Raw genomic sequence first — 22,387 nt, forward strand, 5'->3', positions numbered from 1 at the left:
GATGTTCATCCTGCGCTTCCTTTGGGCTGTCCTGACATCACGCTGGCTATGGACGCTGATCGGCCTCACGCTGCTTTCCCTGGTCATCTGGGTGTTCGGTCCGATCGTCAGGGTCGGTCCCTATGAACCGTTCGCCTCTGATAACGTGCGCATCGTCATCATTGCGCTGCTGGTCATCTTCTGGCTGATCTGGCTGATCGTCGCCCAGCGCCGGGCGATCCGCGCCAACCGTATGTTCGTCGCCGAGATTGCCGCGCCGGTGGTGGAAAAGCCGCTCAGACCCGGCGAAGAGAATGTCGCGGCCGTCGGTGCCAAGTTCGCCGAGGTGATGGCCGAACTGAAGCGCCGCAAGCTGGGCGGACGAAAGTTTCTGCGCGAAATGCCATGGTATGTGATCGTCGGGCCGCCGGCCACCGGCAAGACCACGGCCTTGCGGCAGTCCGGGCTGAATTTTCCGATCGACCTCACCGACGACCTACAGGGGGTCGGCGGCACGCGCAACTGCGACTGGTTCTTTTCAGAACATGCGGTTCTGATCGACACGGCCGGCCGTTATGTCCAGCAGGAGAGCCAGCCCGATGTGGACGCGGTTGAATGGCTGGGCTTCCTCGACCTGTTGAAAAAGCACCGCGGACGCCGCGCGCTGAATGGCGTAATCGTCGCGCTTTCGATCGACGTGCTTTGGGAGGGCGATGAAGCCATCAAGGCGCACGGCCGCAAGATCCGCCGCCGGTTGGCCGAACTCAACGACCGGCTCGAAATCCGCCTTCCGGTCTATCTGATGCTGACCAAGGCCGATCTGATCAAGGGTTTCGAGGCTTTCTTCGGCGGCTTGTCCACGGCTTCGCGCGAGCAGGTGTGGGGGACCACCTTCGCGCTGGAAGCGCGTGTCGATGCCAAGACCATTGAACGGGAAATTTCCGCGCTGGCGACGGAACTCGAGCGGAGGCTGGTGCCGCGGCTGGAAGATGAGGACAAACTCGCCGCCCGTGCCGAGATTTTCCGCTTTCCCGCCCAACTGGCAAGCCTGTCCGAACCGATACAGGTGCTGGTCGAGGCAATGTTCGGCGAAAGCCGGTATGAAGAGGTCGCCTGGCTGCGCGGGCTCTATCTGACATCGGCGACGCAGGAAGGAGCGCCCATCGACCGGCTGACCGCGGCGCTGTCTTCGTCCTTCGGCCTGCCGCCGCGACGGGCGCTGCCCGCACCAAGGGTCGAAAAACGCAGCTTCTTCCTGAAGAACCTGCTGACCGAAGTCATCTTCAAGGAAGCGGGCCTCGGCACGTTCGATCCGCTGGCGCAACGGCGCCGCGCCTGGATCTGGCGGGGTGCGGCAGCCGCTTGCGCGGCGGCGGCATTGTTGGCCGGCGGGTTGTTCACCTGGTCCTATTTTGACAACCGCAACGCGATAACGGCCCAGGCAGGCCAGTTCGAAGCGCTGCAGACGCCGCTGACCTCCATCGCTGCAACGCCGGCATCGGTGGAGCAGCCCGCCATGGACGGCGCGCTCGGTGCGATGGACGCGGTCGCAACCGCCCGGACAGCACCGCCTGGCGCCGCACAGGATCTGCTGGGACCATCGGCCTCCGCGGAAATGGTGCGGGCGCAGACCGACACGTACGATCATGCTCTGCGCAATATTCTTGAGCCACGCATGATCGCCTTGCTCGAGGCGACGATGTGGCGGCAGATCCGCGACCCGGATTTCATGCTCGGAGCGCTGAAAACCTATCGCATGATGACGGGCCTGTCTCAGATGGATCCCGATTACGCCCAAGACTGGTGGGCGAACAGCTTGCCCGAATTCGCGGCCGCGGCACCATTTCCGACCGCCGATGCCGAAGAGCATCAGCTTGCCGCCATCCGCCGGATGACGGTCGACGAGAGCTATGTCGCGCCCGACCAGGCCCTGGTTGCCGAAGCGCTGAAAACGGTGTGTACCATTTCGTTGCCGGCGCGCGCCTACAAACAGTTGCTGGCCGATCCGGCAGTGGCCGGGCTCAAGGAGTGGATCCCGGCGAATTTCGCCGGCCCCAACGGCAGCAAGGTGTTCGCGCGGCGTTCCGCCAAGACGCTTCGCGTCGGCATTTCCGGAGCATTCACCTATGCCGGCTTTCACGACGTCATTCTCGATCGCATCGACGATGTCGCCGCACAGGCGGCGCTCGATCGTGCCGTTTTCGCTGGCGGCTGCTCAGAGAACTCCGAAACCTCGGTCTCGGCGCTGTCCGAGGATATTCTGAAGCTCTACTATGACGACTATATCGCGCAATGGGACAGCTTCCTGCGCGACATGAGGCTCGCGCCATTGACCGATCTCATCGTCGCCAGTGAGAACCTCAAGGATCTTTCGAGCGCCGATTCCGCGCTGAAGCGCCTGCTGACGGCAGTGGTGCAAGAGACGGAGCTCACCCGTTCGGATGACGCGCCCGCCGGAGATGACAAGGCGGCAGCCAAAGGCGGCTCGAAACTGCTCGGCAAACTGGGCAAGCTTGGCAAGATAGTGAAAACAGGGGCAAAACTGTTGCCACGGGCGGGTTCGGCCAGCGAGGTGGACCTGACCGGCAATCTTGTGGCCGAACATTTCAAACCACTCAAGAGCACCATTGCCGAGGTCGATGGCCAGCCGCCGGCACTGGATGCCGCGGTCGTCGCGCTGACCGCGCTATCCAACGTGCTGCAGACGGTCACCGCGAACCCCAATCCGCAGGATGCTATCAAGAAGCAGGGCGGCCTTGCCGAACTGACGGGAGCGGTCGCCCGGCAGGCACAGATCCTGCCCGACCCTATCAGCATTTGGCTGGGCGGGATTGCCGGCGACACCAGCAATTTGACTCAGAAGGCGGTCACTTCGGAGCTCAACGCCATCTGGCGGGCCGATATCCTGCCTTTCTGCCAGGCGGCGCTGAACGACCGCTATCCGTTCAGCGCCGAGAGCGCGGTGGACGTGAACGTACGGGATTTCGCCCGCCTCTTTGGGCCGGCCGGGCTGATCGACGGTTTCATCAACGACCATCTGATCAACTATGTCGACATGACCAGCCAGCCATGGAAATGGCGCGCCGATTTCGGCCTTGACGGTTCGGCCTTGGCGGCGTTCGAGCAGGCCAGGCACATCCGCGACGATCTGTTTGCGGGCGGCAGCGGACCCGTGATGAGCTTCACGCTTGAACCGAAGGACCTGTCTCCCAACGTCACGCGCGTCACGCTCAATCTCGATGGCCAGAGCCTCGTCTACTACAACAACGCAACGCGGCCGCAACCCATGACATGGCCCGGCAAGGACGGCACGGGCGTCATCTCGCTCGCCTTCCAGCCGATCGACGGATCGCCTGAAATAATGCTCAACGAAACCGGCAGCTGGGCGTGGCTGAGGATGCTCCGCAGTGGCCGCTTCGCCAGCACTTCGCTGACCGACGTCTACAGCCTGCGTCTGGGCACGAAAGGCATGTACGCCGATTTCGAGCTCAAGGCCGCCAGCGTCGAAAATCCGTACAACCTCGAAATGTTCAAGAAGTTCACATGTCCGCCGCAGATATGAATGTGCCCGGTTTTTACGGAAAAATGCCCGCCACCGGCGATTTCGTGACGAGGCGGCTGCCGGGCGACTTTGTGCGCGCTTGGGACCGCTGGCTGGCGCAGCATCTCGTCCCGCTGATGGGCTCGAAAGCCTGGGACGAACGAATCCCACTACGTTTCATCTCAGGGCCTGCGGCATTCGGAAACGCGGCGGGGGTAATCTTGCCCTCGGCCGACCGGGTTGGACGGCGCTTTCCTCTTAGCATCGTCGCGATGATGTCCTCTGCGGACGAGACGATGACGCGTAGGGCCGACTGGTTCCGCGACATGGAAGCGCTTTGTTTTGAAACCCAGGAGACCGGGCTGACGCCGGACGCGCTCGACCAGGCGCTGCTGGTTTTTCCCTTCCCTGATCGCGACGAACGCGGGGAAGCGATCGACGGCATGGTCGTGTGGACCGCAACCTCCGACCTTTACGACGTCGATCCGGAGGAACCCACCAAAATCCTCGAATCTCTCCTTGCCGTCAGTGGGGAGATCTGTTGACCGATGTGGAATCTCTGGAACGAGACGCCATTTGCGGCCCAGGAAGCTTGGACCCGCGACGAACACGGCCACGAATGGTGGCTGATCGCGATCAAAGCATCGTTCGAACTTGACCTCGACGGTAAGCAGCAGCTTCTGAAGGATCAGGTTCCTGTTAATATGGCCCCTATCCACAGCGCTGACGCCCTGGAATTACTTGATGACGACGATCTCGTCATTGAAAAGAAGCACACCGATGTCCTTGTAGAAGGCCACGTATATGCGCCTGATCAGCGACCGAATATCGAGTCGATGGCGCGTATCAAGATAGGCAACGTGTTGGACAAGAGCGTGCGTGCGATTGGCGACCGTATTTTTATGCCGGGGCCGGTACTGGTGCGTATGAGCCGACCCGAGCCTTTCATTCGGATTCCGATTTCTTGGCGGAGAACTTTTGGCGGCACGGACACTCAGGCCTCCACGCCCGATTGGGACCGACGAAACCCCGTAGGAACCGGCTTCGCCGTCGATGCACGACATTTGATCGGCAGGACCGGCCCCAACTTCGAGTATCCTGACGCACCCTATCGCGATCACCAAAGCGGCCGGCCAGCAGGTTTCGGTCCAGTGGCGCGGCACTGGATGCCGCGCGCCAAATATGCGGGCACCTATGGCGATGAATGGCAAAAGAGGCGTGATCCGCTGCTGCCCTTGGATTTCAGCCGAACATACTACCAGTGCGCGCCGGAAGATCAGCAAACCAGGACTCCACTTGTCGGCTATGAAACCGTGCGGCTGGGCAATTTCACTGGCGACGGGTTTTTCCAGTTCGTACTGCCTCGTATCGGCTTCGACATACATACGGAGTTCAACAACCGACCCTCCCGGCAGCATGAGGAGCCGACGATCCATACGCTACGGATCAAACCAGACAAGCGTCAGTTCTCCATTACATGGATGACCACGCTGTATGTTCCTTATGACGAGGAGCGGCTGAAGAGCACCACCATAAGCCTACGTCGTCAGACTGTTTCGGCGGCCGCCACGCGCATGGGTATCTGGACGGAGGAATTCGTCGATGGCTAGAGACGACGCCATCGTCATCGTCGGCATCGGCGCGCGAACGCCGTTGGGATTCGACGCTGCTTCCAGTGCGGCCGCGGTTCGCGCTGGCATTTCCGCAATCCAGCAACATCCCACGATGGTCGACCGCTTCGGCGAGCAAATGAAGGTCACCCGCGACATGGGTATTGACCTTCATATGCGGGGTCCCGATCGCGCTGTCGCAATCGCTTTCGATCCGGCCGTGCAGGCATTGCGGCCGATGCTTGGCGCCCTCGGAAACGCACCGGTGTCGTTAATCGTGGCGACAGGCGAACCCAGGCCTGGCCAGGATGGCGAATTCGCAGTCCAAGTGCATGCTCAACTTCGCAGTGGTCTGTCACAATACGCCGTGTTCCAGGGCGGCGGATCCATTGCTGGAGGCCATGCCGGCGGTATGATCGCCATGCTGCAAGCGTCAAAAAGCCTGCGCGAGGGCAGCGTAACGTTCTGCCTGGCTGGCGGCGTCGATACCTATCTGCAGACCGAGACACTCGTGTGGTTGGACGAAAATGAACAACTGCATTCAGAGGGCAACATCTATGGGTTCTGCCCTGGAGAGGCGGCGGGATTTTGCCTGATGACAACTCTGCGAACCGCCCGGAAATATGCTATCCCGCCACGGCTCCAACTGATCGGCATCGAAGGCGCGCACGAGGAAAAACGCATCCGAACCGAGACCGTCGTTCTTGGCGAAGGACTTGGTGCTGCGTTCCGTAACTTGTTCGAAAAGGCCGTAACAGATCCAGTCGATCGGATAATCTGCGACATGAACGGCGAACGCTATCGAGCCAACGAGTACGGCTTCGCAACCATCCGCAATCCCGGTCGGTTCAGGGATGCGGCCGATTTCGAGACCCCTGCCGATTGCTGGGGCGATGTGGGTGCGGCGAGCGGACCTTTGTTTGTCAGCCTTGTGGCGGAAGCCGAAGCCCGCAATTATCAGACCGGACCCCTGTCCCTGATCTGGACCAGTTCCGAGAACGGCGTTCGCGCAGCCGCACTACTCGGCGGCAGGCGAAAGGCTGCCTGATGCCGACGCATATCACCGTCAATGGCCTCGGCTTAACCCACAAATCGTCCACCGGATTCTCCAAGGCGACAATCCCCGACGTTTGCAAGACTCCGAGCCCGGGCGGCCCCATTCCCTTGCCTTATCCCAACTTCGCAATGAGCAGCACATTGCAGAATGGCACGACAACCGTCTTCGCTAAGGGCGGCGCCATGATTGCTAACAAAGGCTCGCAATACGGGATGAGTACGGGTGACGAACCCGGAACGGTTGGCGGCGTCAAATCCAATACGTTCAAACAGGCAACAGATTGGATACTCTACTCGTTCGACGTCAAGATGGATGGCAAGAACGCCTGCCGCCACACCGACAAGAAATATCACAACAACAAAAATACGGTCGACCTGCAGGGGAATGCAAATCCAGCCCCGCTGCCTACGGTCGTTTTCGATTCGGCAACCTTTCCTAACAAGGTAGCCAACATGAAGAAGCGGATGCCCGCTTCCGGCAAGAAGAAGCTGACGCGCCAGACAAGCCGAAGCGCCATCCGCAAGAACCGGCGAGCCGCGCTCAAAGGCGAGAAAAAGGGCAAGAAAAAGACGTCGCTCGACGAGTTTCCCTTCGCCTCTTCGACCCAGGGTGGAAAACCTCCGGGTAAGCCGAAAGCCGCCGTCGCGGCGATTCCGGTGTCGGAGCAGAACGCCCAAGGCGGCAAACTTTCGTCGTTTTATCAGAACAACAATATTGGCAACGGCGATTCATATTGGGTGGAAGTCATCTAGAGTCAGGCTCCTGCAATGATCGAAGAACTGGACCGGATCGTTCAATTTCTGACGCGTCTCGGACGCGTAACGCCAACTCTGCTCCAGCCCGGGCTGTCCACCATGGACATCCGTGCCTGGGAGGCACGGTTGCCTTTCCCGCTTCCGTTGGAGTTGGAGCAACTATATCGCTGGCGCGACGGAACCAGGGTGAACGAAGGCGAGCAGTTGGACACCGTTTACTTTTTCCCCGGCTTCTACCTGCTGTCGCTCGAAGAAGCTGTCGAAATATTCATGGAACGAAGGGACGCACCGCAGTGGCGCAAAGGGTGGTTTCCGGTGTTTGCTGACGGAGGCGGGGATTTCTACCTCGCCTCATGCGGCCATGAGAAGAAGGAAACCGCAGAGATAATCGGCTTCATTCATGGGGAGCCCCAGCAGCCTGTGGAGTATGAGAGCCTTACGGCAATGATCAAAACGATTGACGCGTGTTACGCTGAAGGCGCTTTTTTTGTCGACGAAGACAACACTCTTGAAATCGATGACGAACTTCATCGCGACATCGCTCACAGGTTTAACCCGGAGATTCCCGAATGGCAAAACTAACGCAGCTTGAGGCGGCACAAAAGAAGGCTCTGGGTGGGGACATCGAAGAAGCGGAACAGGCGTTCGCCGACCTGGTGAAGAAGGGTACGGCCCGGGCCGCAGCGGCTCTCGCGGAGATCTCGGCGTACCGCGGTCAATGGCACGAAGTGCTCGGACATGTCGAGACGTCCGTCGCCGCACTAGACCAATTCGAGACGTTCGACGTCCAGATTGATCAGATCACGCTTTGCTCGCTAGCGGCACGCCAAACCGAAAGCTGGGATCGAGCCGCAAAGACAGCGGAGATCGGCCGCCGCAGTTTGGGAAAGAAGGGCGATCCCGATCTTCTGAAGATACTCGCAAGGCTGGCTGCGTTCGCCGCATCACACGGTTCGGAGGATTTTCGCTTACCGCAGGGTGTGCAGCTTGGTGGCGCAGTTCGCTTTGCTGAGGCGGTGGCGAAGGTTGAAGGCAGCAAGAAAAAGTTTTCGGATCCGCAGACACGGGCCGATCATATGATCGGACTGGCGCGTGTCTATGAGTATCATGAGGGTGCGGTGCAGATGTTTGAAAAAGACAACACCCTGCCCGGTATTTTCGACAACGTGGTGTTCCTCGCCGCCGCGCTGGCCAAAGCCGGGCGCTCAGACGATGCATGGGCGGTCATAAGGGGCGGAATCAGCGATTGGTGGCCGGTGGAGGAAACCCAGATTGCGCCGGTTGTGCTTCTAACAGACGCGTCATTGGCACCGATTATGACCGCGGTGCGCTGCGCCGAAATTCTCGATACCCCACGGGGATCCTGATCGATCGGCTCGTGGCTCGAGTCGCGGTCTCGGCGCGTTTCTTGATTATTTTTGGAGCACACTGTTGCTCCACATCCTAACGTTCTCTGCCACAGGCACCTTCATCGCAAAATCGCCGAAGTGATCCTCAAAGTCAGGCCCAAGCGTGGTCGGATCGAGCGTAAACAACCCGTCGATGCCGCGTGCTTCCGGGAAGGTCTCGAGCAGCGCGCCGCCAGCGGCCGCAGCGAGCGCTGGAATGCGCATCTGCTGCACCAGCCAAGGCAGGATCGAACGATCGCCCAGCATGCCGGCGCCACGCACGGCTAGCGACGCCGTGTCGGGCGACTTGAGCAAGCCACCCATGAAGGCGCGGACGTCGTCCTGTGGCCCTGCCTTGATCAAGGCTCGCAAAGCCGTCGGTGCATTTGGCCCATTGGTGGCCGCAACCTTTCGCAACTCCGCCCTCGCCAAATCCCCGCGGTCAAGTTCGTTCAGTGTCCAGGCTGCCCATAGCCGCACGCTTCCGTCGTCGGCATCTAGCGCGCCAGCAACTTCGTGCACCAGATCGAGGCGTTGCAGTACCCCCGCCAAATGCAGGCTGTTTGCCCGCACGCGGACGTCAGGATCGCGCATCAGATTCGTCAACAGAGCTTTTGGGTCGACCCCATGTTCGCGGCAGGCCGCGACAGCGAGATAGCGTAGGAACGCGTCTTGCGCGCTGATCCAACGCCGTACCAAGGGACTAATCGTTTCGGCCTTATGCCATGCCAGTGCTCCGACCAGGCCCCGCGCATCGTCATCCGAAGCACGGCCAAGTTCAACGGCTTGTCGGATCTTGTTATCGCTACCCTGCTCAATTGCCAACCATGTGAAAAGGAACAACTCCCCTTTTTCGGGGAAGTCCTCATAGGCAGCCTCGATGAACGGCCATGCGGCTACCCCGGCAATACGCAAGCCGTCAAGGTTTGCCTCAAGCCGCCTGCCGACGCCGTCGACCACGTTTCCGTCAGGTGGGTCCTCGGCGGCCAACGTGTCGCGCTGCGCCCACAAGAAAGCCGCCAGCTCGGCGTGCTGACGCACAATGTCCTTGACGATGCGATGTTCAACGGTACCGTCCGATTGTTGGCCGTAGCTCCCCGCGACCATCATCAATTTAAGTCGATCGAACCGCCGCGAATACGGTTGGCGGCACTGGCGTGGCTGGTAACGAAAGTACCTCTGATGGTGATGCGACCGTCTTTCTCCATCAGGATCGTTGCCTTGCCGCAGCGTAATTCGATTCGTTCTTCGGCGTGAATCCGCACGCGGTCTCCATCGCGAATAACTGCAGGTGCCGCATGCTTGCGCACCAGTTCCACGATGCGCCCGACGATGAGCGGCCGCCGCGCATCTCCGTCCTCGAACAACAAGGCGATCTCCTGGCCGATCATATCGGATGACAGTTCGGCAAGGCTGCGCGCCGCTAGTGCGGTTTCTTTCGAATTGCCCGGAAATACTACCAGAGGACCGTCTTCGCCGAAACCGAGAAACTGGCCAATTACGACGCCATCGACGCGATCACGAACCTTTTCCATGCTCTAGTTCTCCCCTATTTTCGAACCCTTCATCGTGATGTCGCTAGAAGCCTTGATGCTGATCTTTCCTGACCCTTTGACCGAAATGTCCTTGCCCTCGATCGCGATCGTGCCGTCTTTCTTCATCATGATCTTGGCCGAGCCGGTTGTGATGAGAATTTCGTCACCGGCGTCGATGACCAGCTTCTTGCCGATTTTGATCGTGCCATTGCCGGTGACAGAAATGGCACTGTCTTTGCCGACCGAGAGGGAATGCGCGCCGGCCACCGATGTCGAATCGTCCTTGCCTACCGAAGCGGTGCGTCCTCCGCCGACCGTCGAACCTTGATCCTTCGCGATGCTCTCGGTGTGGCCGCCGCCTATGGACAGGCTCTGATCGGAAGCAATCGTCCAGCTGTCGCTCGCACCTATGCTGTGGTCCTGCGCTGCCCCAACCGTCACGGACCGTGTCGCGCCGATCGTGTTGGTCTGCGGCCCGCCGACGCTTCTGGTCTCCGATGCTCCGACCGTATCGACACGCGCAGCGCCAACGCTCACCGTCTGCACAATCCCCACCGTCTGCGTGTGATTGGCGTCGATGTTCTCCGTCGAGTTCGACACGACATGGATGGTCTCGTTGGCCATGACCGTCAGCGAGCGGTTGGCGCCCACTGTCTCGGTGTCGTTCGAGCCGATGTTGGTGGTCTGGTCGACGCCGATCTTGACCGTCTTGTTGTTACCGACGTCCTCGTCGAGGTTGTGGCCGACGGAATGCTTGGCGTCGTGGTCGATGCGGTCGGACTGGTCGTGCTGCACCAGCTTGGTGCGGTCGTGCTTGACCAGAAGGATGTGGTCCTTCTGCGCCTGGAAATTGACCAGTTCGGAGCCGGCCTTGTCCTCGAACATCAGCTCGTTGTAGCCGCCACCGCCTTTGGAGGAGTCGGACTTCCAGCCCGATTGCGTGGCGCTGCCCGGCAGCCCGTAGGGCGGCATCTGGGAGGCGTTGTAGACCCTGCCGGTAATGATCGGCAGGTCCGGGTCGCCTTCGATGAAGTCGACGATCACCTCCTGGCCGATGCGCGGGATCTGGATGAAGCCCCAGCCGCTGCCGGCCCAGGTCTGCGACACCCGCACGAAACAGGAGCTGTTCTGGTCCTTCTTGCCCAGACGGTCCCAATGGAACTGCACCTTCACCCGCGCATATTTGTCGGTGAATATTTCCTCGCCCGACGGACCGACCACCGTCGCCGTCTGGGGGCCGCGCATGATCGGCCGGGGCGTGATCCGTGGCGGACGATAGGGCAAGGCGGTCGGCGCCAAGCCTAGGATCACCTTGAAATTCTCGCTGTTGACGTCAGCATGGGCTCTGTAACCTGGATCAAACAGTCTGTATTCGGCGCTGACCACCAGATACTCCTGGTTCTGGTCCTCACGCGGAAAGCTATCCAGCTTGAACGTGCAGCCCGAATAGAGGCCGCGCACGGTCCCGACAGCGGCGATGCGCTGGTGGACGGCCTGGATTTCCTCGCGCCGGATCGCGGCCAGGCTGTCTCCCCGGCCCGTTTCGAGATGCGCGCCGGGCTGGCGGTAGTTCTCGCCCGCTGCCTCCTTGTGGCTGAACGGCTGGGCCGACTTGGCCATGAGATCGGCGCCCGGCTTCGTGAAATCATAGTCAGTGTGGGCATAGGCGCCTGGGCGCACCGAACTGCCCGGTATCCATTCAGTGATGTATTCGACATCGCGCCGCGAACCCTGACCTTCAAAGTTATAGAGCACTTTCTCGTAGCCCGGCGCAGGCTTCAGCTTGCTCATCGCATCGGCCAGGACAAGCGTGTGCTTGCCGTCATCATGCTCGAAGAAATACAGGATGCCTTCATGCTCCAGCAGCCGCTGCACGAAATCCAGATCGGGTTCGTCGTACTGCACGCAATATTCGCGCGGGGGATAGGACCCTTGCAGGCGCAGATCGAATTCCGCGATACCGTATTTCTTGAAGATGTCCTTGACGATGTCGAGGACGCTCTTGTTCTGGAAAATACGGCAATCGGTGGTGTTGCCGAGAAACCAGAGCCACGGCCTGATGACCGCCTCATAGTAGGCCAGCCGATCTTCCAGCCGGGTGAGCCGGAACTCGGAGACGATGCCGCTGAACCAGCGTTTCGGATCAGATTCAGCTTCGATCGAGAGCGGCCCGCCCAGCATCTTCAACGGATCGATATCGGAGTCGGTGCTCACGAATCCGACCGTATAGGCAAAACAACGGCTGATCTCATCGCGTCCGACAAGATGCGTGAAGGTCAACAGCTCGGAGCCAACCGGTGTCCGGACAACGGTGGCACGTTCATTGGGCATGGGTCGAGCCCCCTCCTGGACGCGGCCGCCAATGTGATGGATTTGAAGTTCCCGCTATATTAACAGCATTCCGTTCAGGAACTTCTTAAATCCGCCACGCCAGGCCATGTTGAGCCTACCACATGTTTTCCTGCTGGCCAAAGAGGACATGGGGCGACAGAAACCTAAACCGTGTCGCGGTTGGTCGGATTCACGCGCTGCACCTTCAGGTCTTGTTTCATGCAATGTCGTTTTCTCAAACGGAGGGCACTTTTGGGCGACATGCATTAACCAGCCGGTTCATCGGCTTGAAACGCTTCTGTCCTGTTTTACCCGCAAGCTGCTAGAATGGCGGAGTACCGATCAACGATCGACGGCGATCTCGGATGCACATCAGTCTGGAAATCAACAATGTCGACGCCTTGCCCGCTGGTACCTCGACCTGCTACGCGGCGCGTGATCGCGGCTTCGAAATCGGACGCGATGCTTGCGACTGGACCTTGCCGGATCCCGACAAGTTCATCTCGGGCCGCCACTGCGAGGTTCGCTACGAGGCGGGCGCGTTCTGGCTGCACGACATCTCGCGCAATGGGACTTTCATCAACGGATCGAGCCAGCGCATGACCGGGCCACACCGGCTTGGCCATGGCGACCGGATACTGATCGGCCGTTATGTCATCTTGGTATCGATCGACGAAGAGCGCGCCACGGCGGGCTACCCCAGCTACAAATCCGAGCAGCGAGACATGCCGCCCGCGACAGGCCGACCGCTGGAATTCAAAGATGCACCTTTCTTCGATCCCGCGCAGCAACGGCCCGGGCAGCGCATTCCGCCGCACTCCCCACCCCTGCCTTCGACCAGAGACGAGGTCTTGCGGGAGATCGCGGTCGGAGCCGGCATTTCGCCGGAATTGCTTCAATTACGCGACCCGCATGAAGTTGCCGCCGAAATCGGCGCGGTCCTGCGGGTGGTGGTCGAGGAACTGACGTTGCTGCTGAAAGCACGTGCGGCCGCGAAAATGCTGGCCAAGAGCACACAACGAACGATGATCAGCGCCGCCGACAACAATCCGCTGAAGTTCGTTCCAGGAACCGACGACATCCTCGAAATCATGTTCGCCCGTCGCAGGGCCGGCTATCTTGATGCCAGGCGCAGTATCGAGGACGCATTCCGCGATCTGAAGACGCACGAATTCGCCACCTATGCCGCCATGCAAGCTGCGCTCTCCCGACTGCTTGACGACCTGTCGCCCGAGGCGATCGGCAGGAAACTCCCGCCTACGTCGTTCACATCGAAGAAGGGGCAGGCCTGGGACGCCTATGTCGCGACATGGCGGACCATGGAGGAGGCACATGAAAACGGCATGCTGGACATCTACCTGGCGTATTTCAGCGAGGCCTACGCCAAAGCCGACAAGCAAAAATAGGCGATCCAGGAAACGCCTGGCAGGCCAGTCAGAAAAGTCCTCCGACGCCCGGCATCCGGTTCCAATAAACAATTTCTGAGATTACAATCGCATACGACAGTTCGCCAAGCGGGTAAGACTCATTGACCTGGGGGTCTGCGGCAATGTCATGCTACGGCGGGACAGGATTTTCTGGCCAATCCTTCTGCGGACACTGCCGCGGCCGACCGGAGCTGCCCCTTTACCCGACCAGAAACCGTCTTGCGCCTGTCTCGCCCAATCGCGGGTATCCCGCCTGCACGGGTGATCGGCGATGAGCTCGAAGGACGACCCCTTCGGTCCGGCGGGCAAGACCGTCATTCGCGCAAATCCACGGCGCACGCAAAAACCGCCGCCGGTTCCGGAGCAATCCATCGCGGACACCTCCAGGATCGAGGATTCAACCGTGTTCGATCCTGGCGTCGTGCGGCCACCGGGCTGGGTATCAGGAACCGTCATCTATCAAGGCCCGGCCCTGGGTGCCCCAGCAGGTACCAGCTCTTCGGCCGCCGCATCAAAGCCGCCCATCGAGCAGCGCATGCTGCTCGGCGCCGCCGAGGTGGTCAGATACTGCGCGGCAAACACTATTCTCGCTGCGGCCGCTCCTTTGCTGATGCTGTTTGGGCAACTCAGGCTGATGCCTGTCGAAAGACAGGCGGAGCCACTGGCGCAACATGTCGCTGAGGCCATCGAAAAATTCGACCGGACGGTGGAGAAATCGGACGTTGCCGAAGAGGATGCGCGGATTGCGCGTTATGTTCTGTGCGAAACAGCCGACGATCTTATCGGCAACCTGCCTTGGCCTGGGAAAGACGACTGGTCGCAACGCAGCATGTCGTGGCAGTTCTTTCATACCCAGTCCTCCGGCACAGGCTTCTACGAAGCACTGAACAAGATCCTGGCCCATCCCGAGACACATTACGATCTGCTCGAACTGATGCATGTCTGTCTGTCGCTGGGGTTCGAGGGCCAGTATCGCGGCGTGAGGCGCGAAGACAACAATCTCGAGCGCGTTCGACGCGACGTCTACGAGACGCTTCGCTACTTCAGGACGCGTGCGGGTGAAGACATCTCGCCGCGCTGGCAGGGCTTGGCCGAGACGATGGCGCAGTCCTCGGCCCGCCTGCCACTTTGGGTGGTTGCCGCGTCAGCGTCGGCGCTTCTGGCGGCAGCGTTCTTCGCATTGCGGGTCTTCATCTCCAATGAAGGCGACGCCGCCGCAGGTGAATTGCTGGCACTCAACCCATCAATACCCGTCGCTATCGAGCGCGCCAGCGTGGCGCCGCTGGTCGAGCCAGCCAAAGTCGCCCCACCGGCGGCCAACGCTCAGATCGATCGTATTCGTGCGGCGCTGGCCAAGGACGTCGAAGGCGGCGGACTGGCCATTGGCACCAAGGGCGACTTCATCGTCGTGGAAATCAACAATCTGCTGCTGTTCCAGTCCGGCAGGGCCGAGACGAAGCCGGAATTTCAGCCCATCGCCGCCGACATCGCCGCGGCTCTTGAGCACGAGCCTGGACCGATCCGGATCGTCGGCCACACGGATAATGTCAAACCGCGTCGGTCGAGCGCCTTCAAATCCAACTTCGACCTTTCGCTGGCCCGGGCCAAAGCCGTCGAAGCCCTGATGGCCGCGAAATTCAGCGATCCCTCGCGACTGACGGTGGACGGCAAGGGCGAGGACGAACCGATCGCCGAAAACGCGACGCCGGAAGGCCGCGCCAGGAACCGCCGTGTCGATGTGATGATCCCCAGGGAGGAGACATTGTGACGACCTGCTGGAAGCATCCATGACGCGTTGGCTGCTGCGGATATTCAGCATGACCGCGCTGATCGGCTTCGCGACGGCCATATGGTTTGCCGGCCCCTTGATCCGCTTTGCCGATAGCCGGCCGCTCGGGCCTGCCTGGCTGCGTGCAACGATCATCGGTGTAATCGTGGCGACGCTGGCGCTTTTTCACGGGCTGCGTTTCTGGCAGGGGAGGAAGGCGCAAAAAGCGCTCGAAACCGTCGTTGCGCACAATGATGACCGCGATGATGACGATGGGCGGCTGCTCGAAGCCCGCATGAATGAGGCCTTGGCGGCGCTCAAAGGGTCGAGCGGCAAGCGCAACTTCCTCTACGACGTCCCCTGGTACGTCGTCATAGGCCCGCCGGGTGCCGGCAAGACAACGGCACTGGTCAATTCGGGGCTGAATTTTCCGCTTGCCGGTTCAGGAGACGCCCAACCGGTGGCCGGCATTGGCGGAACACGTGCCTGCGACTGGTGGTTTACCGACCAGGCCGTGTTGATCGACACCGCAGGTCGCTACACGACGCAGGATTCCAATGCTGAGAGCGACAAGAAGAGCTGGCTCTCCTTCCTGTCACTGCTCAAGAAGCACCGCGCCCGGCAACCGATAAACGGCGTCATCCTGGCCATCAGCCTTGCCGATCTGATGAGCTTCGACGACCGGCAGCTAGATACCCACGTCGCCGAGATACGCAACCGGCTGAGGGAAATCCACGAGACGCTGAAAGTTCAGTTTCCAGTCTATCTGATTTTCACCAAGGCCGATCTTGTCTCCGGTTTCATGGACTACTTCGGCGGTTTCGACGAGTCACGAAGGCGCAAGGTGTGGGGCGCGACATTCCAGACCGCGGAGCGCGACAGGAACATGGCCGCTGGAGCCCCTGCCGAATTCGATGCGCTGGCAAAACGACTGGCCGACGAGATGGCCGACCGCCTCCAGGAAGAGGCTGATCCCGTCACGCGCATCTCCATCTTCGGTTTTCCGGCACAGTTCGGCGCACTAAAGGGCCGAGTTACCAGCTTTGTCGCCGCTCTGTTCGATCCCGGACGCAGCCAGGTGAATGTCAGCCTGCGTGGATTGTATTTTTCGTCCGGCACGCAAGAGGGCACGCCTATCGATCAGGTGCTGGGCGCGATCGGCCGCAATTTCGGCGGCAATTCCCGCCCTCACCTTTCTGGAACCGGCAAAAGCTTCTTTTTGCATGATCTGCTGACGGACGTCATTTTTGCCGAATCGGGCTGGGTTTCGTATGACAAATCGGCTGCAAGGCGTGCGGCGATCGTCAGATTTGGTGGCCTGGGTGCCATAACGCTGATCGCCGCCGCCGCACTGGGTACGCTCGCCCTGAGCTTTGCTTCCAACCGGTCGCTGATCGCCTCCACAACGCTGGCCATGGGCCAGTATCGCGAGACGGCGGCCCCGTTGCTCAAGGCCAGCACGGTCACCGATGTCGACCTTGAAAACGTCATCGGCCCGCTTGACCAGTTGCGCGATCTGCCGGCGGGGTATGAAACCGGTGACTTGCCGACACCGTTAGAGGAGACGTTCGGCCTCAGCCAGAGGGAGAGACTTCTTTCGGCATCCAAAACAGCCTATCGGCAGGCGCTGGAGCGACTGCTCCGATCGCGCCTGTTGATCCAGGCCGAGCGGACGATCCAGGCCAAGATGGCCGATCCCGTCGCCCTCTACGAACCGTTGAAAATCTATCTGATGCTTGGCGGCAAGGCACCGAAGGTCGATGACGCTTTGATCGTTTCGTGGATGAAGCGGGACTGGGAGCAGAACCGATATCCGGGCGAAAACAATCGCGAAGGACGCGAGCAGCTCCAAAAGCACCTGCGCGCCATGCTTGCATTGGACGACGCCTATGATCCGGTCTTCGAACTCAACCAGCCGCTTGTCGAAGCCGCTCAACGTTCACTCGGGCGTATGAGCCTTGCCGATCGCGCTTCGGCCTTGATCAAGTCGGCTATATACGCAGCGGTGCTGGACGATTTTTCACTGTCTCAGAAAGGCGGGCCGGAAGCGCAGCTGCTGTTCGAGCGCATCGATGGCGGCGATCTGTCAGGGCTTCGTATTCCCGGCATCTATACTCATTCCGGCTTCAACACCTTCTATCTCCGGCAACTGTCGCGCATTGCGCAGATGCTTGTCGACGAGCAGTGGGTTCTCGGGGGCGGCGGCGAACAAGGCGACATCAACCAGCAATTGCTCAAGCTCGGCCCCGAACTTCTTGATCGCTACGGCAAGGAGTTCGCGGCCGCGTGGAACGGCGTTCTCGGCCAGTTGAAATTCAAGGCGATGCTGACGGACAAGCCGCACTACATCGCACTTTCGGCCGCTGCCTCCCCAAGCTCACCGATGAATCAGCTCTTTGCGGCAATCGCCGATGAAACAGCTCTGACGCGGGACTCAGGTGACGGCCCCGATCCCGGCACCGAGATCGAAGGCACGGCCCAGAACCCGCCGCGCAACCCCGCGGATCTGGCCAAGGGCCTGGCCCGCATCGGCATAACAATCGCCAGCGGCAAATCGCAAAGCCGCGCCGGCACCGGGGCCGCCGACGCACGGAACTTCAGTCCAGGAGCAAACATCGAAGCGCAATTCAGACCATTCCAGGCCCTGGTGAACGGCCCTGCCGGACATCGCCCGATCGATGCTCTGACCCAAAACTTCAGCGATATCTATCAGAGCCTGCAACTGGCGGCCGAAGTTCCTTCGCAGACGGAACGCGTCAATTCGAACCTGCAGCTGCAGATAGCCACGCTTCGCGCCAATGTCTCGCGCCTGCCCAAGCAACTCGGCCGGATGGTCAACGCGACGGCGGATGAGTTCGAAGGCAACGTTGCCGAAACCTCGGTGACCAACTTGAATCAGATACTTGACCAGACGGTCACAGCCCCTTGTGAAGCCGCAATCAGCGGCCGTTATCCCTTCGCCCGCGACGCCACCGAGGATGTTGCGATGGCAGATTTCGCCAAATTGTTCGCCCCTGGCGGCTTGCTGGACCGGTTCTTCGCACAAAATCTAGCATCGCTGATCGACATGACCAGCCAGGACTGGACTTGGAAACAGGATGCGCGATTTGGACGCGACCTGTCGAAATCGACCCTGAAAGACTTCCAGCTTGCGGCGGAAATCCGCAGCGCCTTCTTCCCATCGGGCGGTTCGTTGCCTTCGGTCAGCATCACTTTCACACCGTTCTCACTGAATGGCGATGTCGATACGGCGATACTCGATGCCGAAGGCCAGATCGTCTGGAGCAATCAGACGGGCAACGCGCCGAGCGCGGTCACCTGGCCGGGCGAGGCAGCTTCCGCGTCCGCCAGCCTAAGCTTGACGCCGGAGATGCCAGGCCGCGAATCCGCCATCAAGTTCGAAGGGCCCTGGGCGCTGAAACGACTTCTGGACAAGGCTGCCGTCACCGGCGACGACAGCAACATGCAAGCGCGCTTCGTGATCGGCGGACGCGACGTTACTTATGCTCTCCAGACAGGCTCAGGCTCCAACCCCTTCTTCCTCCCGGCCCTGTCCGGATTCAGCTGTCCCAAGGCGTTTTGAACAGGGTTCATCTGCTGAACATGGCGTCGGTCCGCTGACCACGGCGTTCAAAGCCTGGTTTTCCTTAGTTTTCGATACTTTAATGTTCGAGCCTGTGGCAAAGTGGCGCCAGCGAGCGTCCAAAGGTGCGCCGCAGAAGGACGCTTGAAAAGCGCTTGGTGGCAAATTGAATACTGTCGCCCTTTCCGTTGAGAGCTTCGGCGTGAGCCACAAAGGCTGTGTCCGTGAGCTCAATGAAGACAGCTATCTGGTCGAGCCACAAACTGGCGTCTGGGTGGTAGCCGACGGAATGGGTGGACATGACGCCGGAGAGGTCGCTTCCGCCAGTATCGTCGATCATCTGTCAACAATCGGCATTGCGAGCTCAGCTCCCGATCTTCGCGCCCGCTTCGAGGACAGGCTGGGCCGGGCCAATGCCGAGATCCGAGGCATATCTGAATCCCGCGGCATAACCATCGGTTCCACCGTTGCCGCCCTGCTGGCGATGGACGGGCGGTTTGCCTGCCTGTGGGCGGGTGACAGCCGCGTCTATCTTGTCCGCAACGCCTCGATCTCGCAGATCTCGAGAGACCACACCGAAGTTCAGGAGCTCATCGACCGCGGTATCATCAGCGCAGCCGAAGCACGCACGTGGCCGCGCCGCAATGTCATCACGCAAGCGATCGGCGTCAGCGACGAGATTGTCATCGATTTCCAGCAGGGAGAAATCATGCCGGGGGATATTTTTGTGTTGAGCACGGATGGTCTGACGGCGCATGTCACCGACGCCGAGATCGAGGCGGCGACGGTGTCGGCGACACCTCAGGCAGCCTGCGAGAACCTGCTCGACATGGTGCTGGCGCGCGGCGCAACGGATAACGTCACGATCGTCCTCGTAAAGATAGGACACGAGCGCGATGGCCAATTGCCTCCTCCATATCTGCATAGAGCGAAGGCCTGAGGTTGATGGGCTCCGACGACAAGACGCGCATATCGGGGGGCATGGCCAACACCGTCGTAGGCACGCAACTCAGCGGCATCTACGAGCTCGACGAACGCATCGCATTCGGTGGCATGGGCGAGGTTTACCGTGGTCATAATATCCAGACCGGTGACCATGTCGCGATCAAGATCGTCTTGCCCGAGTTCGCCCGTGACCAGACGATCTTGTCGCTGTTTCGCAAGGAGGCATTGATCCTCAATCACCTGTCGCATGACGCGGTCGTGCGCTACCACGTCTTCACGATCGATCCCGGGATCGGCCGTCCCTACCTTGCCATGGAATTCGTCGACGGTGAGTCGCTGTTCGACATCATGCGGCGTGGCGCGATGCCGGCGGCTGATGTGCGCAAGCTCTGCCACCGCCTCGCCTCCGGCCTGAGCGCCGTGCACCAGGCGGGAGCAATACACCGCGACCTCTCGCCCGATAACATCATCTTGCCGGGAGGCCGGGTCGACCGCGCGAAGATCATAGATTTCGGTATCGCCCGGTCGGCGAGTGTCGGCGGTGAGACCCTGATCGGCGGAAAGTTTGCGGGAAAATACAACTATGTTTCACCCGAACAGCTCGGGCTCTACAGCGGCGATGTCAGTGAGCAATCCGATATCTACAGCCTGGGGCTGGTGCTGGTTGCCGCCTTGCGCGGCAAGCCAATCGATATGAGCGGATCGCAATTCGAGGTCATCGAAAAGCGCCGGACCGTGCCTGATCTCACCGACATCGACGATGATTTTCGTGACATCGTTGAACCCATGCTGCAACCGGATCCGCAGGACCGACCGGTTAGCATGGCGGAAATCGCCAGGATGACGCGTGACGAAAACGAGGAGACAACCCCGCCGGCGTCCATCACACCCCGCGATCGGTCGGCTTTGCCGCGAACCTTTAAATCCGGCAGCAAAACCCAGGCACGATCACACAATGTTGAGAGGCACGACGACGCAGCCGCAGCGGGCCCAGGCGGACAGCCCTTCGTAGAGCACGTGCGGCCCGCGCATTTGTTCGAACGGCCGCCTCCGGCGCCGATGCCGCGCGAGGCCACGGCGCGTTTGCCTGGAAGGTCCACAAAGACCCGAACCCTGGCGATCGCTGGCTTGGCGATGCTGGCTGTGGCCTCCGGCGCGGGCCTTTACCTGGGCGGCTTCATGACGCCTGCCACACCGACTGCCGGCAAGACATCGCTTTTGCCACCGGAGCCGTCCAAGCTCCCGCCCGGCCTGTCAAAGCCGCCCCTGGCGGACTCTGCCGCCCCTGAGCCGGCAAAGGCAGTTTCGCCCGTGCAGGCCAGCGGACAGGCGGCTGAAAATCCGGCAGATACGTTGGGGGTTCAAAAGCCGGAGCCAACCAAGCCCGCCGAAGTCCCCTCGCAGAACGACGTCGTCGCGAAGCCACCCGCAACGGACGCCAGGCCGCCACCCGAAAAGGCATCGCCGCCAATCCAGCCGGATACGATGACCAGCGACAGTCAAACGTTGGCCGCTTCCAGTGAGACAACCGCCCCGACGCCGCCGGTAGAGAAAGCCTCGACGCTGCCGCCCGCTGAGCCCAAGGTTGACGAGAGCCAAAAGCCCGAACCGCAGGCCAGCAAGCCGGCGGCACCCGCAACGCGGGAGCCCAATCCCACTGCGGCCCCGCCGGCTGTCGCGAACGCCGAGAGCCCTGCCTTGCCGACAAGCAACCGGCCGGACCAACCTGCTGTCGCGTTGAACGTGCCCAAACCGGAGATTCCCCCGGCCGTCGACGACATCGCCCAACGGGTGTCATGGGTTCGCGACTTCGGCGGCGGCGACTGTTTCTATGCGACGATGACCTCAGCAACCGACAAGGCTGCCGCGATCGAAGGCTTTGGAACATCGGTCCAGCCATTCGAAGGCATGCTGGCCGAGTTCCAGGCCAAATTCCATGTCGAGCCGGACATCAGCGTCCGGCTCATTGAACCAAGCCAATGCGAAGTCACCAATTTTCTGCGCTTTATCGGGCAGACCGCATCAGACAAGCCGCAGCTTGTTCTCGATCGGACATCGGTGCCAAACGGTACGCCGATCAGCGGAACGCTGGTGACGCGTGGCGGGCTCAGGTCCAGCGTGCTGTTGATCGACCATAAAGGCATGGTGTTCAATCTCGACGACCGCATCGTCGTAGAACCCGGCAAGGCTACTTTCAGCATCCCGATTGGTCTCGGGGCCGCCGACAAAGCCGCCGGAAAGGCGGTGCCGCAGATCATAATGGTGATCACGGGCCCTCAGGACATCCAGGCAGCCGCGTTCTCCACGCCCATGCCAGCCTCGGTGCTGCTCCCCGAGATTCTCGAAGAAATCGAGACCGACGGGTCTCAATTCTCGGCCACCGCCCAGTATTTCCGGCTCGGCGGATAGCATGGGCGCCCGATGCAACTCAGCCGCTCTGACCCGCCGATAAGGCAGTTTGATCCGGT

The 22,387-nt window shown here is 60.7% G+C and carries 15 protein-coding genes; 12 read left to right on the forward strand and 3 right to left on the reverse strand.

From position 1 onward, the window contains the following. Position 1 precedes the first annotated feature (1 nt). The 7 genes from tssM (P3C39_RS30420) (at position 2) to P3C39_RS30450 (ending at position 8,309) form a co-directional block, all read left to right on the forward strand. Entirely contained in the window at positions 2 to 3,541 is a 3,540-nt protein-coding gene (gene tssM, locus P3C39_RS30420; protein WP_275954867.1) for a type VI secretion system membrane subunit TssM, read from the forward strand. Further along, the gene (gene tagF / locus P3C39_RS30425; protein ID WP_024504484.1) at positions 3,523 to 4,065 is read left to right on the forward strand and encodes a type VI secretion system-associated protein TagF; all 543 of its coding nucleotides are present in this window, start codon (positions 3,523 to 3,525) and stop codon (positions 4,063 to 4,065) included. Before tssM (P3C39_RS30420) ends, tagF begins: the two co-directional genes overlap by 19 nt. A gap of 3 nt (positions 4,066 to 4,068) precedes the next feature. Further along, a complete protein-coding gene (locus tag P3C39_RS30430; RefSeq protein ID WP_013525297.1) occupies positions 4,069 to 5,130 on the forward strand; it encodes a DUF2169 domain-containing protein in 1,062 nt (353 codons plus the stop codon). Positions 5,131 to 5,245: 115 nt separating this feature from the next. Beyond that, the gene (locus tag P3C39_RS30435) at positions 5,246 to 6,178 is read left to right on the forward strand and encodes a beta-ketoacyl synthase N-terminal-like domain-containing protein (protein WP_164753876.1); all 933 of its coding nucleotides are present in this window, start codon (positions 5,246 to 5,248) and stop codon (positions 6,176 to 6,178) included. After that, a complete protein-coding gene (locus P3C39_RS30440) occupies positions 6,178 to 6,939 on the forward strand; it encodes a PAAR-like domain-containing protein (protein ID WP_013525295.1) in 762 nt (253 codons plus the stop codon). The genes P3C39_RS30435 and P3C39_RS30440 overlap by 1 nt, the downstream gene beginning before the upstream one ends. A 15-nt stretch (positions 6,940 to 6,954) precedes the next feature. Further along, positions 6,955 to 7,524 (forward strand): SMI1/KNR4 family protein, encoded by a 570-nt coding sequence (locus tag P3C39_RS30445; protein ID WP_013525294.1) that lies wholly within the window; start codon positions 6,955 to 6,957, stop codon positions 7,522 to 7,524. Continuing rightward, positions 7,512 to 8,309, forward strand: coding sequence for a hypothetical protein (locus P3C39_RS30450; protein ID WP_013525293.1), 798 nt, complete (start codon positions 7,512 to 7,514; stop codon positions 8,307 to 8,309). The genes P3C39_RS30445 and P3C39_RS30450 overlap by 13 nt, the downstream gene beginning before the upstream one ends. 45 nt (positions 8,310 to 8,354) lie before the next feature. Here the strand turns inward: P3C39_RS30450 and P3C39_RS30455 are convergent, their stop codons facing one another. The 3 genes from P3C39_RS30455 to tssI are packed head-to-tail and all read right to left on the reverse strand — an operon-like array spanning position 8,355 to position 12,196. Then, a complete protein-coding gene (locus tag P3C39_RS30455) occupies positions 8,355 to 9,440 on the reverse strand; it encodes a hypothetical protein (protein ID WP_275954903.1) in 1,086 nt (361 codons plus the stop codon). Then, complete coding sequence (locus P3C39_RS30460) at positions 9,440 to 9,865, reverse strand: DUF6484 domain-containing protein (RefSeq protein WP_013525291.1); 426 nt, start codon at positions 9,863 to 9,865, stop codon at positions 9,440 to 9,442. Before P3C39_RS30460 ends, P3C39_RS30455 begins: the two co-directional genes overlap by 1 nt. 3 nt (positions 9,866 to 9,868) lie before the next feature. After that, positions 9,869 to 12,196: a type VI secretion system tip protein TssI/VgrG gene (gene tssI, locus P3C39_RS30465; protein ID WP_275954866.1), complete on the reverse strand. Its 2,328-nt coding sequence runs from the start codon at positions 12,194 to 12,196 to the stop codon at positions 9,869 to 9,871. A gap of 365 nt (positions 12,197 to 12,561) precedes the next feature. On the opposite strand from tssI, the gene tagH reads away from it, so the two are divergent. From tagH to P3C39_RS30490, 5 genes are all read left to right on the forward strand, one after another. Next, positions 12,562 to 13,602: a type VI secretion system-associated FHA domain protein TagH gene (gene tagH, locus P3C39_RS30470; protein WP_275954865.1), complete on the forward strand. Its 1,041-nt coding sequence runs from the start codon at positions 12,562 to 12,564 to the stop codon at positions 13,600 to 13,602. Positions 13,603 to 13,894: 292 nt separating this feature from the next. Further along, positions 13,895 to 15,391, forward strand: coding sequence for a type VI secretion system protein TssL, long form (gene tssL, locus P3C39_RS30475; protein ID WP_013525288.1), 1,497 nt, complete (start codon positions 13,895 to 13,897; stop codon positions 15,389 to 15,391). Positions 15,392 to 15,410: 19 nt separating this feature from the next. Continuing rightward, positions 15,411 to 18,974 (forward strand): type VI secretion system membrane subunit TssM, encoded by a 3,564-nt coding sequence (tssM, locus tag P3C39_RS30480; protein WP_013525287.1) that lies wholly within the window; start codon positions 15,411 to 15,413, stop codon positions 18,972 to 18,974. 166 nt (positions 18,975 to 19,140) lie between these two features. After that, positions 19,141 to 19,914: a protein phosphatase 2C domain-containing protein gene (locus P3C39_RS30485; RefSeq protein ID WP_013525286.1), complete on the forward strand. Its 774-nt coding sequence runs from the start codon at positions 19,141 to 19,143 to the stop codon at positions 19,912 to 19,914. Positions 19,915 to 19,919: 5 nt separating this feature from the next. Then, positions 19,920 to 22,328, forward strand: coding sequence for a serine/threonine protein kinase (locus P3C39_RS30490; RefSeq protein ID WP_275954864.1), 2,409 nt, complete (start codon positions 19,920 to 19,922; stop codon positions 22,326 to 22,328). Positions 22,329 to 22,387: the final 59 nt, after the last annotated feature.

The sequence above is a fragment of the Mesorhizobium sp. XAP4 genome, from assembly GCF_029269325.1.
Lineage (GTDB): Bacteria > Pseudomonadota > Alphaproteobacteria > Rhizobiales > Rhizobiaceae > Mesorhizobium > Mesorhizobium ciceri.